General features: G+C 68.0%; 15 protein-coding genes. 1 reads left to right on the plus strand and 14 read right to left on the minus strand.

Going from position 1 to position 15373, the window contains the following annotated elements:
- Positions 1 to 5: 5 nt before the first annotated feature.
- The 4 genes from nrfD to GO615_RS03630 form a co-directional block, all read right to left on the minus strand.
- Entirely contained in the window at positions 6 to 1103 is a 1098-nt protein-coding gene (gene nrfD, locus GO615_RS03615; protein WP_169125684.1) for an NrfD/PsrC family molybdoenzyme membrane anchor subunit, read from the minus strand.
- 19 nt (positions 1104 to 1122) lie between these two features.
- On the minus strand, positions 1123 to 1863 hold the full coding sequence (gene dsrO / locus GO615_RS03620) for a sulfate reduction electron transfer complex DsrMKJOP subunit DsrO (RefSeq protein ID WP_169125685.1): 741 nt from the start codon (positions 1861 to 1863) through the stop codon (positions 1123 to 1125).
- A gap of 163 nt (positions 1864 to 2026) precedes the next feature.
- Positions 2027 to 4009, minus strand: a complete 1983-nt coding sequence (locus GO615_RS03625; protein WP_169125686.1) for a UvrD-helicase domain-containing protein — start codon at positions 4007 to 4009, stop codon at positions 2027 to 2029.
- Between the two features lie 238 nt (positions 4010 to 4247).
- Positions 4248 to 4931, minus strand: a complete 684-nt coding sequence (locus tag GO615_RS03630; RefSeq protein WP_169125687.1) for a DUF4197 domain-containing protein — start codon at positions 4929 to 4931, stop codon at positions 4248 to 4250.
- Positions 4932 to 5078: 147 nt separating this feature from the next.
- Between GO615_RS03630 and dksA the strand changes: the two genes are divergently transcribed.
- Positions 5079 to 5510: an RNA polymerase-binding protein DksA gene (gene dksA, locus GO615_RS03635; RefSeq protein ID WP_439328729.1), complete on the plus strand. Its 432-nt coding sequence runs from the start codon at positions 5079 to 5081 to the stop codon at positions 5508 to 5510.
- A 191-nt stretch (positions 5511 to 5701) separates the two neighbouring features.
- Here the strand turns inward: dksA and lipA are convergent, their stop codons facing one another.
- From lipA to mreC, 10 genes are all read right to left on the minus strand, one after another.
- Entirely contained in the window at positions 5702 to 6649 is a 948-nt protein-coding gene (gene lipA / locus GO615_RS03640) for a lipoyl synthase (RefSeq protein ID WP_169125688.1), read from the minus strand.
- A 51-nt stretch (positions 6650 to 6700) separates the two neighbouring features.
- Complete coding sequence (lipB, locus tag GO615_RS03645; protein ID WP_169125689.1) at positions 6701 to 7348, minus strand: lipoyl(octanoyl) transferase LipB; 648 nt, start codon at positions 7346 to 7348, stop codon at positions 6701 to 6703.
- Positions 7348 to 7620 carry an HP0495 family protein gene (locus GO615_RS03650; protein WP_169125690.1) on the minus strand — a complete coding sequence of 91 codons (273 nt, stop codon included), beginning with the start codon at positions 7618 to 7620 and terminating at the stop codon, positions 7348 to 7350. Before GO615_RS03650 ends, lipB begins: the two co-directional genes overlap by 1 nt.
- Positions 7613 to 8470 (minus strand): aminotransferase class IV, encoded by an 858-nt coding sequence (locus tag GO615_RS03655; RefSeq protein WP_169125691.1) that lies wholly within the window; start codon positions 8468 to 8470, stop codon positions 7613 to 7615. The genes GO615_RS03650 and GO615_RS03655 overlap by 8 nt, the downstream gene beginning before the upstream one ends.
- Before the next feature lie 19 nt (positions 8471 to 8489).
- Positions 8490 to 9617 carry a D-alanyl-D-alanine carboxypeptidase family protein gene (locus GO615_RS03660; RefSeq protein WP_169125692.1) on the minus strand — a complete coding sequence of 376 codons (1128 nt, stop codon included), beginning with the start codon at positions 9615 to 9617 and terminating at the stop codon, positions 8490 to 8492.
- A gap of 132 nt (positions 9618 to 9749) precedes the next feature.
- Positions 9750 to 10751 (minus strand): septal ring lytic transglycosylase RlpA family protein, encoded by a 1002-nt coding sequence (locus GO615_RS03665; protein WP_169125693.1) that lies wholly within the window; start codon positions 10749 to 10751, stop codon positions 9750 to 9752.
- A gap of 16 nt (positions 10752 to 10767) precedes the next feature.
- The gene (gene rodA / locus GO615_RS03670) at positions 10768 to 11910 is read right to left on the minus strand and encodes a rod shape-determining protein RodA (protein WP_169125694.1); all 1143 of its coding nucleotides are present in this window, start codon (positions 11908 to 11910) and stop codon (positions 10768 to 10770) included.
- Positions 11907 to 13895: a penicillin-binding protein 2 gene (gene mrdA / locus GO615_RS03675; protein WP_246262130.1), complete on the minus strand. Its 1989-nt coding sequence runs from the start codon at positions 13893 to 13895 to the stop codon at positions 11907 to 11909. Before mrdA ends, rodA begins: the two co-directional genes overlap by 4 nt.
- 4 nt (positions 13896 to 13899) lie before the next feature.
- Positions 13900 to 14421, minus strand: a complete 522-nt coding sequence (mreD, locus tag GO615_RS03680) for a rod shape-determining protein MreD (RefSeq protein ID WP_169125695.1) — start codon at positions 14419 to 14421, stop codon at positions 13900 to 13902.
- A 3-nt stretch (positions 14422 to 14424) separates the two neighbouring features.
- On the minus strand, positions 14425 to 15321 hold the full coding sequence (gene mreC, locus GO615_RS03685) for a rod shape-determining protein MreC (protein WP_169125696.1): 897 nt from the start codon (positions 15319 to 15321) through the stop codon (positions 14425 to 14427).
- Positions 15322 to 15373 lie beyond the last annotated feature (52 nt).

Below are 15373 nucleotides of genomic sequence, written 5' to 3' on the forward strand. Positions count from 1 at the left end.
CCATTTCACCCGCGCGCAGGCTGTGCCTGGCCGATGCGGTCCAGCGGCAGCAACGTGGTCAGCACGACGAAGAGGAAGATCCACAGTCCGGCGGTGCCGACAATGCCCATCAGGCCTTCGGGACCGAGCGGAAGCTGGTAGCTGTAGTAGCCGGCGCCGGTCTTGGGGACCTCCTGGCCGCCGATGAAGATGGTCCAGCGCATCATCCACGCCGAATGCAGCGCCAGGAGCCCGATCAGCAGGCCGGAACCGGGGCGCCACACAGCCAGCGCGAGCGTCGCGACCGTCGCGAGCACGGCCCATACCGCGCTCACCTTCCAGTTCGCCGACGGGGCGACCTGGGCAAGCGCCTGCGCGTGCTCGGGCGACATCCCGCTCATGCCCAGCGCAAGCCACACCACGCCGACGAGCAGCGCCACCAGCTGCGTGAGCGCCAGCCCGATCGCCATGCGCCGCGTCGCCGCCGGGTCGCCCCCCCCGGGCAGCGCGCGGTTGAACACCAGCGCGAGGCCCAGCCCGCCCGCCACCGCCGTGACGAAGAACTGCACCGGCAGCAGCGGGGTGTGCCACAGCGGACGGGCACGCACCAGCATCACCTCGACGCCCGTATACAAGGCGACCAACGCCGCGCCGACGAAGGTCAGCAGCGCCGCCGCGACCAGCGCCTTGCGGCTCTCGTGCCCACCGTAGGCGAGCCGGCGCGCGAGCCCCGCGAGCTTCCCGCCTTCCTCCGCATGCCGCGCCAGCGCCGGCCGGAAGGCGAGCCACGCGTACAGGATCAGGCCGGTCAGATACACCGGGATGAAGAACGCCCCCCACGACATCCACGACGTGGGCGTGAAGTAGGCATAGAAGTGCCAGAAGCGCCCTGGCTGGTGCAGGTCGGCGAGCAGCGCGACCGGCGCGGTCAGCCCGCACACCAGCGCCGCCAGCAGCGCCAGGCGCGAGATGCCTTCCCAGCCGGGACGGCGGAACACCAGCCCGGGCAGCGACACGAGCCAAGCGCCGTAGGACAGGCCGATGAGGAAGAAGTACTGCACCGCCCACGGCAGCCACGCGATCTCGCGGGCGACATTGACGGTTTCGACGATATCGGGGGTCATGATCGGTCTCCTGTTCGCGTCAGCCGTGTGCCTTGCGCGGCTGCCACAGCGTGCCCTGACCTTCGACCTTGCCCTGGAAGCGCTCGTCGAGGCCGATGTAGAACACGCGCGGCTCGGTACCCTGCTCGGGCTTGAGCACCTTCACCTCGGCCTTCGCGGCATCGAGGCGGCGGCGCAGTTCGCCCTGCGAGTCGTTGAGGTCGCCGAAGATGCGCGCCCCGCCCACGCAGGTTTCGACACAGGCCGGCAGCAACCCGGCATCGACGCGATGCGCACAGAACGTGCATTTGTCGGCCTTGTTGGTCGCGTGGTTGATGAAGCGCGCATCGTAGGGACAGGCCTGCACGCAATATGCGCAACCGACACAGCGATCGCCATCGACAGCGACGATGCCGTCTTCGCGCTTGAAGGTGGCGCCGACCGGGCACACCGGGATGCACGGCGGCTCGTCGCAGTGGTTGCACAGGCGCGGCAGCATGTAGGTGCCCGCGGGCTGGTCACCATCGGCGAGCTTCACGCTGTAAGTCGACACGATGGTGCGGAAGCTGCCCTCCGGCACCGCGTTTTCCTGGATGCACGCGACGGTACAGGCCTGGCAGCCGATGCACTTCCTGACGTCGACGAGCATGGCCCAGTGATGCTTTCCATGCGCCGCCAGCGCCGGAGCAGGCAGTGCTGCCGCCGCAGCGGTGAGCACGGGGATGCCGCGCAGGAAGGCGCGGCGGGATGCCGACACTTCACGCGGTTCTTGGTCTTTCATGACAACGCTCCATGAGGTTGGGAGTCGGTGTCACTTTAAGTCGGTACGGGAAGGACCGAAATTGGGCGGATGAAGAAGCGCGCTAGACGCTTTTCCCTATTGCCGTGGGTGAAATTCCCCGGTCTGCGGCCCGTAACGCCGGGGCTTACCGCCCGGCCCGCCCTCAGCGCTTTTCCAGCATCGCCATCAGGTTCGCGATGCGCGCGCGTCCCTCTTCCTTCGACACCGGCGCATTGGTCTTGCGGTCGCTCATCCTGATGTCGCCACCCATCTCGGCGATGAAGCGCGAGGGCTCGCAGGTGCGCGTCTCCTTGCCGGCCTTGCGCCGCTCGCACCACGTGATGTTGAGCGTGCGCTGCGCGCGCGTGATGCCCACGTACATCAGGCGCCGCTCCTCATCCACCTTGTCCTCGTCGATCGAGGACTGGTGCGGCAGCAGGCCTTCCTCGACGCCGACGAGGAACACGTGCTTGAACTCCAGTCCCTTCGACGCATGCAGCGTCGCGAGCTGCACGCCGTCGAACTCGGCGTCGTCCTTGTCCAGCATCGAGATCAGCGCGATCGTCTGCGTCAGCTCGATGAGGTTCTTGCCGTCCGCCTCGCCCTTCCTGCCCAGCCAGTTCACGAAGTCGCGCACGTTGCTCCACTTCGACTCCGCCTCGCGCGTGTCGAGATGCTCGAACAGCCAGGCCTCGTAGCGGATCGCGGCGAGCAGATCCTCCAGCACGCGCGCCGCCGGCTCGCGATGGGCGCGGTACTGCATGCGGTTGATGAAGTTGCCGAACTCCTGCAACTGCTCGAGCTGGCGCGCGTTCAGCGCATGCGCCGCGCCTTCCTCGAACACCGCCGCAAAAAAGCTCACATGGCGCCGGCCGGCGTAATTGCCGAGCGCCTCGATCGTCGCCGCGCCCACGCCGCGCCGCGGCGTCGTGATCGCGCGGATGAAGGCCAGGTCGTCGTCCTCGTTCATCAGCAGGCGCAGCCACGACATCAGGTCGCGGATCTCGGCCTTGTCGAAGAAGGACTGCCCGCCCGACATCGCGTAGGGGATCTTCTGGTTGCGCAGCTGCTGCTCGATCACGCGCGCCTGGTGGTTGCCGCGGTACAGGATCGCGTAGTCGGAGAACTTGGTGCGGTGCTCGAACTTGTGCGCGCTGATCTTCGACGCGACCCACTCCGCCTCGTGATCCGCGTCGCGACAGGCCGTCACCGCGATCTGCTCGCCATCGCCGTGCTCCGACCACAGCTGCTTCTCGAAGAGCTTCTCGTTGTTCGCGATCACCGTGTTCGCCGCGGTGAGGATGCGCCGCGACGAGCGGTAGTTCTGCTCCAGCTTGATGACCTTCAGCTTGGGGTAGTCCTGCTGCAGGAGCTTCAGGTTCTCGACGTCCGCGCCGCGCCACGCGTAGATCGCCTGGTCGTCGTCGCCCACCGCCGTGAACGCCCCGCGCACGCCCGAGAGCTGGCGCAGCAGGCGGTACTGCGCCTTGTTCGTGTCCTGGTACTCGTCGACCAGCAGGTAGCGCAACTTGTTCTGCCAGCGCTCGCGCACGTCCGGATTCTCTTCCAGCAGCCGCACCGGCAGCGAGATCAGGTCGTCGAAATCCACCGCCTGGTAGGCGCGCAGCGTGCGCTCGTACTCCGAATACAGCATCGCGGCGGCCGACGAGATCTCGTCGTCGGCGAGCTGCGCCGCCTGCTCGGGCGTGATCATCGCGTTCTTCCAGCCCGAGATCTGCCACTGCATCGCCTTCGAACGCGCCTTGTCAGAATCGCGCGAGATGTCGGACACGATCTGCACCGTGTCGGAGGCGTCGAGAATGGAGAACTGCGGCTTCAGCCCGCAATGCACCGCCTCCTGGCGGATCATCTTCACGCCCAGCGCGTGGAAGGTGCACACCGTGAGGCCACCCGGCGCGCGCCCGCCCATCAGGCCCGCGACGCGCTCCTGCATCTCCTTCGCCGCCTTGTTGGTGAAGGTGATCGCCGCGATGTTCGACGGGTTCAGGCCGCACTCGTTGATCAGGTGCGCGATCTTGTGCGTGATCACCCGCGTCTTGCCGCTGCCGGCGCCGGCCAGCACCAGGCTGGGGCCGTCGAGATAGCGGATCGCTTCGCGCTGCGGGGCGTTGAGGAGAGCGGACATGGGCCTTGCGGACGGAACTGCGGTGGGGAAAAAGGCAGCGCCGCCCGCGGGCGGCGCCAGGCCGGATTTTACCCCATCGCCTCCGGCGCATCGGCCCGCTTACAACCCGAAGCGGGCGCGGTCCATCTGCGCGTGGATGGGCTCGACTCTGTGGGAGCGGCTTCAGCCGCGAACGGGGCCGATTCGCGGCTGAAGCCGCTCCCACCAGCACACCGCAATGCGCCGGGCGTGCCCGGCCCTACTGCCCCAGCATCCCGAACACCTTCTGCGCCAGCGAACCCGCGGCCTGCACCGGGTTCTTGCGGATCGCCTTCTCTTCCTCGGCGATCATCACGTACAGACCGTCGAGCGCCTTGCGCGTCACGTAGCTTTCGATCTGGGCGTCCTCGTTCTTCACCAGGCCGAAGCTCGCCGCCTGGCCCGCGAGCTTGTTGTATTGCCCGGCCAGCGCGAGGCGGTCGGTGCTCTGCTTCACGATGGGCAGGAATTTTTCAGCGAGGCGCGACTGCGTCTTCGACTTGAAATAGCGCGTGGCCGAGTCGTCGCCACCGGTCAGGATCCCGCGCGCGTCCTCCACCGACATCTGCTTCACCGCATCGACGAGCAGCGTCTTCGCCTCGGGCACGGCGGCCTCGGCGGCGCGGTTCATGGTCGTCACGAGATTGTCGAAGTCCTTGCCGCGACCGGCCATGCGCATCACCGGCTCGACCTGCGCCAGCCCGTCGGGCAGCGGGATCTTCACCTTCTTGTTGGCGAGGAAACCGTCCTTGCGCCCCAGCATTTCGACCGCGCGTCCGGCGCCCTGCGTCAGCGCCTCGCGCAAGCCGCCGGAGGCCTCCGAGTCGGTGAGGTTCCCCAGTCCGGCCGCCCAGGCCGGCACACAGATGACAAGCAGGGCGAAAGCTCGCAGAATGGAACGCATGATGGTCTCCAGGGACGGGTTTCACACGAAGCGCCCGTGAGCATACCCCCGCATCGGGTAGCGTGCGCGTGCAGGAGTTACCCTTTTTTCATTAATGCACTTGACCCCGCGGCACCGTGGTGCCCGGGGTGGTAACACGGAGAACTCATGATGACGGCGACTGCCACACGCAACGGCACACTCTCCGAAGTCGAACTGCTGGCGATGTCGGCGGACGACTACATGAACGCCGCGCAACTCGAATTCTTCCGCCAGCGCCTCCTCGCGCTGCAGGCCGAGCTGCGCGAGAACAGCGAGGAAACGCGCTCGCATCTGCGCGAAACCGTCGCCACCCCGGACGAGGCCGACCGCGCCACGCAGGAAGAGGAACAGGTGCTGGAGCAGCGCATCCGCGACCGCGAGCTGAAGCTGCTGCACAAGGTGGAGGCCGCGCTGCGCCGCATCGAGGATGGCAGCTACGGCTACTGCGAGGTCAGCGGCGAACCGATCGGCGTCGGCCGCCTGCTCGCACGCCCGACCGCGACGCTGAGCATCGAGGAGCAGGAACGGCACGAGCGCGAGGAGCGCCTGTACCGCTGAACGTGAGGGCGCGGCCCCGGCCGCGCCATTGGCATCCTGCCTGCGTTTGATACCAAACGCGACCGCGGACGCCCGGATCTCGTAGGGCGGGAGAAGCGCAGCGCATCCCGCCACGCGACGTTTCCGCCCCCTCCACGTCCGGCATGGCGGGATACGCCTTCGGCTCCTCCCGCCCTACGTCCCTGCTCGGGTCAGACGACGCCGGCGCCGTGGGCCTGCTGATCCGCCCAGTAGCTCGAGCGCACCATCGGACCGCAGGCGGCGTTCTTGAAGCCCATCTTCAGCGCTTCGGTCTCGAACATCTTGAAGGTGTCCGGGTGCACGTAGCGCAGCACCGGCAGGTGGCCGGTCGAGGGCTGCAGGTACTGGCCGATCGTCAGCATCTCGACGTCGTGCGCACGCAGGTCGCGCATCACCTCGAGGATCTCCTCGTCGGTCTCGCCGAGTCCCACCATCAGGCCGGATTTGGTCGGCACCTCCGGGTGGCGCGCCTTGAACTCCTTCAGCAGCTTCAGCGAATATTCGTAGTCCGAACCGGGACGGGCCTGTTTGTACAGGCGCGGCACGGTCTCGAGGTTGTGGTTCATAACGTCGGGCGGCGCCTGGTCGAAGATCTCCAGCGCGATCTCCATGCGGCCGCGGAAGTCCGGCACCAGCACCTCAATCGCGGTCTTCGGCGAAGCGGCGCGCGTCTCGCGGATGCAGTCCACGAAATGCTGGGCGCCGCCGTCGCGCAGGTCGTCGCGGTCGACGCTGGTGATCACGACGTAGTTGAGGCGCATCGCGGCGATCGTCGCGGCGAGGTCCTTCGGCTCGTCCGCATTGAGCGGCTCCGGACGGCCGTGGCCGACGTCGCAGAACGGGCAGCGGCGCGTGCAGATGTCGCCCATGATCATGAAGGTCGCCGTGCCCTTGCCGAAGCATTCATGGATGTTCGGACAGGAGGCTTCCTCGCACACCGTGTGCAGCTTGTGGTCGCGCAGCGTCGCCTTGATCTCGTTGAAGCGCTCGGCCTCCTGGCCGGCGCCGAGCTTGATGCGGATCCACTCGGGCTTCTTCAGGCGCTCGGCGGGCACGATCTTGATCGGGATGCGTGCGGTCTTGTCGGCGCCACGCTGCTTGCGGTTGTCTGTACTCATGCGGGGTCTCTCGTCTCTTCGGGGTCGCGGGCGCTCGTGGCACCCGCTGCATTATGGCCTGTCGGGGGCCGTGCGGAGCGCCAGCAGGCGCTCGAGATGGGCAAGCAGGCGCTCCCCCACCGCGTCCACGCCGTCGGTCACGCCGAAATCCTTCATCCTGATCGTCTGCAGGCCCTCGTAGCCGCAGGGGTTGATCGCCGAGAACGGCGCGAGGTCGGCATCGACGTTGAGCGCGAGGCCGTGGTAGGTGCAGCCGCTCCTGACCCGCAGGCCCAGGGCCGCGATCTTCGCGCCGTCGATATACACGCCCGGCGCGCCGTCCTTGCGCTCGGCCACGAGGCCATAGTCGGCGAGGCAGTCGATCAGCGCCTGCTCCATCAGGTTGACCATCTCGCGCACCTTGATGTGACGGCGGTGCAGGTCGACCAGCAGGTAGACGACGATCTGGCCGGGGCCGTGGTAGGTAATCTGCCCGCCGCGGTCGATCTTCACCAGCGGGATGCCGGTCTCACGCAGCAGGTGCTCGGGCTTGCCGGCCTGCCCAAGCGTGAACACCGGCGGGTGTTCCAGCAGCCACAGCTCGTCGGGCGTCTCCGCGGTGCGCGCGTCGGTGAAGGCACGCATCGCCGCCCAGGTCGGCTCGTACTCGACGCGGCCGAGACGGCGCACGACCAGCGGCAGGGCTTCCACCACCTGCACTACAGCACCACCTTCACCAGCGGGTGAGCGGACAGGTCGCGGTACAGCGCATCGAGCTGCGCCTTCGACTCGGCACGCACGGTGCAGGTCAGGGAAATGTAGTTGCCCTTGCTCGACGGCCGCATCTGCACCGTCGCGGGATCGAACTCCGGCGCGTGCCTGCGCACCACGTCCACGACGACCTGCGCGAACTCATCGACGCGCGCGCCCATGATCTTGATCGGGAAGTCGCAGGGAAATTCGAGGAGGGTTTCGGGGTTCTGGTCAGCCAACGCGCATCACCGTGTTCTTGAATTCCTGGTACCAGGCATGCATCTCCCGCCCCACCGGGCCCGGCCGGCCGTCGCCGACGGGGCGCCCGTCGAGGCTGGTGATCGCGAGCACTTCCTTGGTCGACGAGGTGAGCCACACCTCCTCGGCCGTGCGCACCTCGTCCTCGAGGATCTCGCGCACCTGATGTTTGAGACCGTGCCGGGCGGCCAGTTCCAGCACCACGTCGTAGGTGATGCCGGGCAGCATCAGGTGGCTCTTGGGCGGCGCGAGCAGCACGCCGTCGCGCACGATGAAGATGTTGGAGGCGGCGCCTTCGGTGAGGAAGCCGTCGCGGAACAGCACCGTCTCGGCGCAGCCCTTGTCGATGGCGACCTGGCGCAGCAGGCAGTTCGCGAGCAGCGCGGTGGTCTTGAGGTCGCAGCGCGCCCAGCGGAAATCGGCCGCGCTCACCGCCGCGACGCCGCTCGCCAGCACATCGGCAGAGGGCGTCACGAGCGCCTCGCTCATCAGGAACACCGTCGGGCGCATCACGGCCGGGAAGGCGTGGTTGCGCCGCTCGTCGGGGCCGCGCGACACATGCAGGTAGATCGACTGGTCCACCCACGCATTGCGCGCGACCAGCTCGCCCACGATCGTCTCCCATTCCGCGGCGGCGTGCGGGTTCGGGATGCGTACCGCATCCAGCGTGCGCCCGAGGCGCGCGATGTGCTCGGCGATGCGGAAGGGGCGGCGCGAATACACCGGGATCACCTCGTAGGCGCCGTCGCCGAAGAGGAAGCCGCGATCCATCGGCGAGATGCGCGCCTCGGTCAGAGGCTGGTAGCTGCCGTCGAGGTAACAGATGCTCATGCGTGCCCCCGCGAAATTCTTACAGGCTCTTGATCCACATCACGATGGTATCCCACAGGCGGCCGAAGAAACCGGCGACGGGAACGTCCTGCAGCGCGACGACCGGGTACTCGCCGATCGGCTGGCCGTCGAGCGTGAGCTGCAGCGTCCCGACCTGCTGGCCCTTCTGCAGCGGCGCGACCACCGGCTGCTGGCTGGTGAGCTGGCTCTGCACCTTCTCGGCCTGGCCCTTGGGCAGCGAGATCACGAAATCGTTGAGGAAGCCGACCGGCAGCTCGTTCTGCTCGCCCTTCCACACGCGGAAGCGCGACAGCTCCTGGTTCGCGGCGTACAGCTTGGCGGTGTCGAAGAACTGGAAGCCGTAGTTCAGCAGCTTGAGCGATTCCTGCGCACGGATGGTGTCGGAATCGGTGCCCAGCACGACCGACACGAGGCGACGCTGGCCGCGCAGGGCGGAGGCGATCAGGCAGTAGCCGGCCGCCGCGGTGTGGCCGGTCTTCAGGCCGTCGACGGTCGGGTCCAGCCACAGCAGGCGGTTGCGGTTGGGCTGCGTGATCTTGTTGTAGGTGTATTCCTTCTGCGAGTAGTAGCGGTAATACTCGGGGAAGTCGCGCGAGATCGCCGACGCGAGCAGGGACAGGTCGCGCGCGGTGGTGTAGTGGTTGGGGTCGGGCAGGCCGGACGAGTTCATGAAGCTGGTGTTCTTCATGCCCAGGCGCTGCGCCTCGCGGTTCATCAGGTGGGCGAAGGACTCCTCGCTGCCGGCGATCAGTTCGGCGAGCGCGACGCAGGCGTCGTTGCCGGACTGGATGATCATGCCCTGCACCAGCTCCTCGACCGTGACCGGCTTGTCGGGCTGGATGAACATGCGCGAACCTTCCATGCGCCAGGCCTTCTCGGACACCGGCACGGTCTGCTGCAGCGTGATGCTGCCGCTCTTGAGCGCCGCAAAGGTGAGGTAGGCGGTCATCAGCTTGGTCAGCGACGCGGGCTCGATGCGCGTGTCCGGCTCGCGCGCGGCGAGCACCTGGCCGGTGGCCTGGTCCATCAGGAGCCAGGCGCGCGCGGCGAGCGTGGGGGGCGGGACGTTCTGGGCGGAAACGGCGAAGGAGACGACGGCAAACAGCAGGGCGACGAGGAAGCGCATGAGGATCGGCTGGCGGGTGGCAGTGGGCAGACGGAGGCGGCGAGGCCTCGGGGCCGGGGCAAAGGGTCGATTATAGAGCCTTGCCCGGTCCCCGACAGAAGACCGGGCAAGGCTCCATTGGTTCAGATTGCATCAGCGCGTAACGACGAAGGGGCGGAATTTGAGTTCGCGCGCGATGCGCTCGGCCTCGGCCTTCGCTTCCGTCACCGAGGCAAAGGGGCCCAGGTGCAGCCGGTAGCGCTTGCCGTCGGCGAGGACTTCGAGGCGCTCGGCATGCTCGGCGAAGGTATCGCGCACCATGCCGCGGAAGCCTTCCGCGCTCGCGGCGGTGGAAAACGCGCCGAGCTGCAGGAAGATGCCGGACGTCGCATCGGTGAGCGTGGACGGTTCGGCCATCGCGAGCTGCACCGGCGGCTCGGCCGGCGCTGGCGTCGGCGGCACGAGCGCCGCCGGACGGCGGCCGGGTAGCGGCGGAATCGGTTTTTCGGTGGCGATCATCTCGACCCCGTCGGGCACGATGGCCTCGACCTCGACCTCGGCGCTACCCACGTTCACGTAGCCCAGGCGATGCGCCGCGGCGTAGGAGAGATCCATGACGCGGCCCTTGTGGAAAGGCCCGCGGTCGTTGATGCGCACCACCACAGAGCGCCCGCTCGCGCGGTGCGTGACGCGCGCATAGCTGGGAATCGGCAGCGTCGGGTGGGCCGCGGTCATCGCGTACATGTCGTAAGCCTCGCCGCTGGAAGTGGGCTTGCCGTGGAAGCGCTTGCCGTACCAGCTGGCGCGTCCGAGCTGGCGGAAGGGCATCACTGCCTTCGCCGGCACATAGTCCTCGCCGAACACGTTATACGGGCGGTTGGCGAAGCGGTGCAGCGGCTCGGCGCGCGGCTGCGCGTCGGGGATGTCGTCGAGATTGGCCGGCGGGTTATCGCCCGGGCCGTCGTCCTTGTAGTAGGCGCCGCCGCGCTTCTGCACGACGGCGCTCTTGCCCGGCACCGGCTGGGGTTGGGTGGCGGCGCTGCCATCCACGTAGGGTGTCGTGCTGCAGCCGGCCAGCGCCAGCACGGCCGCAATCAGGCCCGCGAACAGCAGCTTGTACCCGGACGGGCCGGTTGGCAGGGTATGCGTCGGCATCGGTCAGTCTCCGTAATCACGCCTGCGCGAGCACGCGGCTGCGCTGGATGCTCATCAGTATCCCGACCCCGAGACACAGCGTGACGAGCGCGGTTCCCCCGTAGCTGATGAAGGGCAGCGGTACGCCCACGACCGGCAGGATACCGCTGACCATGCCCATGTTAACGAAAGCATAGGTAAAGAAGATCATGGTGATGGCGCCCCCGAGCAGGCGCGTCGCCAGCGTCGGCGCCATCGCGGCAATGTAGAAGCCGCGCAGCAGCAGCAGCACGTAGATCGCCAGCAGCACGACGATGCCGATCAGGCCGAACTCCTCAGCGAGCACCGAGAAGATGAAATCGGTGTGGCGCTCGGGCAGGAAGGCGAGATGCGTCTGGGTGCCGTCCATCCAGCCCTTGCCGAGCACCCCGCCCGAGCCGATGGCGATGGTCGACTGGATGATATGGAAGCCCTTGCCGAGCGGATCCTGGGTCGGGTCGAGCAGGGTGCACACACGGTGCTTCTGGTATTCGCGCAGGCCCGGCCAGTCGACGCCGGGCTGGCAGATCTGGTCGCCGAAGCCGACGATTGCACCGATGCCGATGACCCCGACCGCGACGACGGGCACCAGCAGCTTCCATGACAGGCCGGCGAAATAGATCACATAGACGCCCGCCGCGGTCACGAGCAGGCTCGTGCCCAGATCGGGCTGCACCATGATCAGTCCGACCGGTACGACCAGCAGCAGGCCGGCGACGATGAAATCGCGCAGGCCGATCTGGCCCTCGCGTTGCTGGAAGTACCACGCCAGCATCAGCGGCATCGCGATCTTCATGATCTCGGACGGCTGGATGCGCGTCACGCCGATGTCGAGCCAGCGCGTCGCGCCTTTCGAGGTCTCGCCGAAGAGATCCACCGCGATGAGCAGCAGCACGCCGATCAGGTACAGCGGCAGCGCAAGGCTCAGCAGGCGCTGCGCCGGCACGCGCGCCGTCACCCACATCGCCGCGAGCGCGACGGCGGTGTTCACTTGCAGGGACGGGATGCGCTCCGGCGAGGCGCTCATCATGAGGACGAAGGCGTAGCCGAGGAGCAAGGCGAGCAGCAGGAGCAGCGGCAGGTCGATCGGGCGCAGGAAGCCGAGCAGGAGCTCGCGCGGATGGAATCGCGTGTCGGTCATTCGGAACGAGGCTCCCCTTCTTGTCCGCCCGCCTGCGGCTGCGCCGGTTCCGCTGCCGTAGCATGCGCGCCGGCGTGCGGGTGGGCGGCGTGCTCGTCGCCCTCGTCGGCCGCGTCGACATCCTCGCCGGCCGGCTGGTCGCGGCGCTTGCCGAGGAGATGGTAGTCGATCACCTGGCGCGCGATCGGCGCCGCCGACTGCGCACCGAAACCACCGTTCTCGACCAGCACCGCGAGCGCGATGGTCGGCTTGTCGGCCGGCGCGTAGGCGATGAACCACGAGTGGTCGCGCAGGCGTTCGCTCACGCGGCCCTCGACGTAGCGCTGGCCACGCAGCGAGAACACCTGCGCGGTGCCGGTCTTGCCGCCGACCGAGTAGGGCGCCCCGGCGAAGGCACGCGCGCCGGTGCCGACCTTGTTCACGTCCACCATCGCCTGACGCACCGCGGCCGCATGCTCCGGCTTGAAGGGGATAGTGCGGATCGGCGCGGGCTCGACGACACGGCGCTCGCCCGTCACGGGGCTCACGACATGGCGCACCACGTGCGGGCGGAACAGCTTGCCGTCATTGACCAGCGCCGCCACCGCGTTGGCCATCTGCAGCGGTGTGTAGGCGTTATAGCCCTGTCCGATGCCCACCGAGATGGTCTCGCCACCGAACCACTTCTGGTGTTCCTTCTTGCGGAAGCGCTTCTTCTTCCATTCGGGCGTCGGCAACACGCCCTCGGCCTCGCCGGGCACGTCGATGCCGGTGCGCGAGCCGAAGCCGAAGGGGCGCATGAAGTTCGCGATGCCGTCGATGCCCAGGTCGTTGGCGAGCTGATAGTAGTAGGTGTTGCACGACACGACGATGGATTTCGGCAGATCCACCATGCCGTGCCCGCCGACCTTGTCGTCCATGAAGCGGTGACCGCCGAACATGAAGTAGCCCGGATCGGGAATCGTCTGCGTGATCGTGCGCTTTCCCGCCGACAGGCCCGCCATCGCCATGAAGGGCTTGAAGGTCGAGCCCGGCGGATAGGCGCTGAAGATGGCGCGGTTCACCAGCGGGTGGTCGGGCGATTCGTTGAGCGACTTCCAGTCTTCGGTCGAGATGCCGTCGACGAACAGGTTCGGGTCGTACCCGGGCTTGGACACCAGCGCCAGCACGCCGCCGGTCGCCGGCTCGATCGCGACGAGTGCGCCGCGGCGCTTGCCGAAGGCGGCTTCGGCGACCTTCTGCATCTCGATGTCGAGCGTCAGCTCCAGATCGTTGCCCGCCAGGCCCGGCGTGCGCGCGAGCTGGCGCACGGCGCGTCCGCCGGCATTCACCTCGACCTGCTCGGCGCCGGTAACGCCGTGCAACTCGGCCTCGTAGCTCTGTTCCAGCCCGCTCTTGCCGATATGTTCGGAGCCACGGTAGTTCGCCTCGTCGCCCGACTCCTCGATGCGCTCGCGATCGCGCTGGTTGATGCGGCCTATGTAGCCGATCACGTGCGAGGCGAGCTCACCCTGCGGGTAGTCGCGGAACAGGCGCGCCTGCACCTCGACGCCGGGGAACTGGTAGCGCCGCGCGATCACGCGCGCAACCTCCTCTTCGGTCAGGCGCGTGCGCAGCGGCACGCTCTCGAAATTCTTGCTCTCTTCCAGCAGCTTCTTGAAGCGGCGCCGGTCGCGCGCGTCGATCTCGACGATCTCCGCCAGTCCGTCTATCGTCGCCTCGAGGTCGCGCACGCGCGAGGGCGTGATCTCCAGCGTGTAGGCGGCGTAGTTGCGCGCGAGCGGCACGCCGTTGCGGTCCGTGATCGAACCGCGCCCCGGCACGATGGGCAGCAGCGCAATGCGGTTGTCTTCGGCGCGGGTGTGGTAATAGTCGTAGCGCACGACCTGCAGGAACCAGAAGCGCGCCACCAGCAGGCCGAAGCACACGGCGATGAAGATGCCCGCGATCAGGACGCGGCGGCGGAAGCGCCCCAGTTCCTCGTCGGGGGTACGGAATTCCATCATGGGTTCAGATCGGCCGGTTGTCGTCCCGGTCCACCGGCTGGTACTGCGGCAGCAGCAACAGGTAGTTCAGCGGCACCCACAGCGCCGCGCTCGTGAGGCTCGAGAGGAAGTACCACCAGCCGGGAAACTCGGCGCCGGCAACGAGGCGCACCGTGACCATGATCACCTGCGTCAGCAACAGCAGCGGGAACATCTGCAGCGCCTGCTGCGTCGGCCCGAACCACAGCACGCGCCGCGACACCGAGGTCGCGAGATAGCACAGCACGACGTAGGCGAGCGCATGCTGGCCCATCGCGGCACCGTGGCCGATATCGACCAGCACGCCGAACAGGAAACCTGCCCCCATGCCGACGCGCAAGGGCTCGCGGATCGACCAGAAGGCCAGCACCAGCGCGACCCAGTCGGGCACGCCGGGCGTGAGGCCGGTCGGGATGTAGCTCAGGCCGAGCGCCACGAGCAGGCTCAGCCAGGCGAACCAGGTCTTGGCCGGCAGCAGGATGCGACTGGAACGGTGGGTCGGTTGCATCGATTATCCCTTGCGCCCCTTGCGCGGCTCGGGTTCGGGCTCCGGCACCGGACGCGGCGGCGGCGGCGCGGCGCGCCCGAGCAGCAGCACCTGCGTCGTGCGCTCGACGCCGGCGACGGGTTCGCACACGATCACCGCGAAGGTCTGTGCGTCGCGGTCCACGCTCACGACATCGGCCACCGGCAGTCCGGCGAGGAACAGGCCGTCCAGGCCCGAGGTCACGAGCCGGTCGCCCACGCGCACGTCCGCGCCCGACAGCGTGAAGCGCAATTCGAGCCGCCCCTGGCCGGCCCCGGCGAGCACGCCACGCAAGCCGTTCCTCGCGACCTGCACCGGCACCGCCTGGTCCTTGTCGGTAAGCAGCGTGACCTCGGCCTGCACCGGATACACGCGCGTGACCTGGCCGAGCATGCCCTGCTCGTTGACCACCGCCATGCCGGCCTCGACGCCCTGCTGGCTGCCACGGTTGAGGATCACCTTGCGGTCGAAGGGGTCCGGCGCATCGTAGAGGATCTCGGCGGCGACGCTCTTGGTCGCGACCGACGCCCCCATGTCGAGGAGCCCGCGCAGGCGACGGTTCTCTTCCTCGAGCTGCTCGAAGCGCAGCAGGCGCTGCGCCGCCTCCAGTTCGCGCCCGCGCAGCGCGGAGTTGTCCTTCTGCACTTCGACGAGGGTGGCGAAATACACGGCGGCGTTGCGTACGAAGTCTGCGGGCGCGGCTGCCGCCATCTGCAGCGGCCAGGTTGCCACCGACAGCGCCTGGCGCACCACTTCGAGGTAACGGAACTTCAGGTCGGCGACCAGCATCGCCAGACAGATGGAGACGAGCACCGCCAGCCGCACCAGCGGCGTGGGTCCCTGCTTGAAGATCGGTGGTGACGGATGACCGGCGAGGGACATCGTGCGGCGTCTACGGCGCGGCGCGGCAGGCGGGGGCGCCCGCCGCGACGAC

Origin of the sequence: Aromatoleum evansii (assembly GCF_012910805.1) — a bacterium.
Lineage (GTDB): Bacteria > Pseudomonadota > Gammaproteobacteria > Burkholderiales > Rhodocyclaceae > Aromatoleum > Aromatoleum evansii.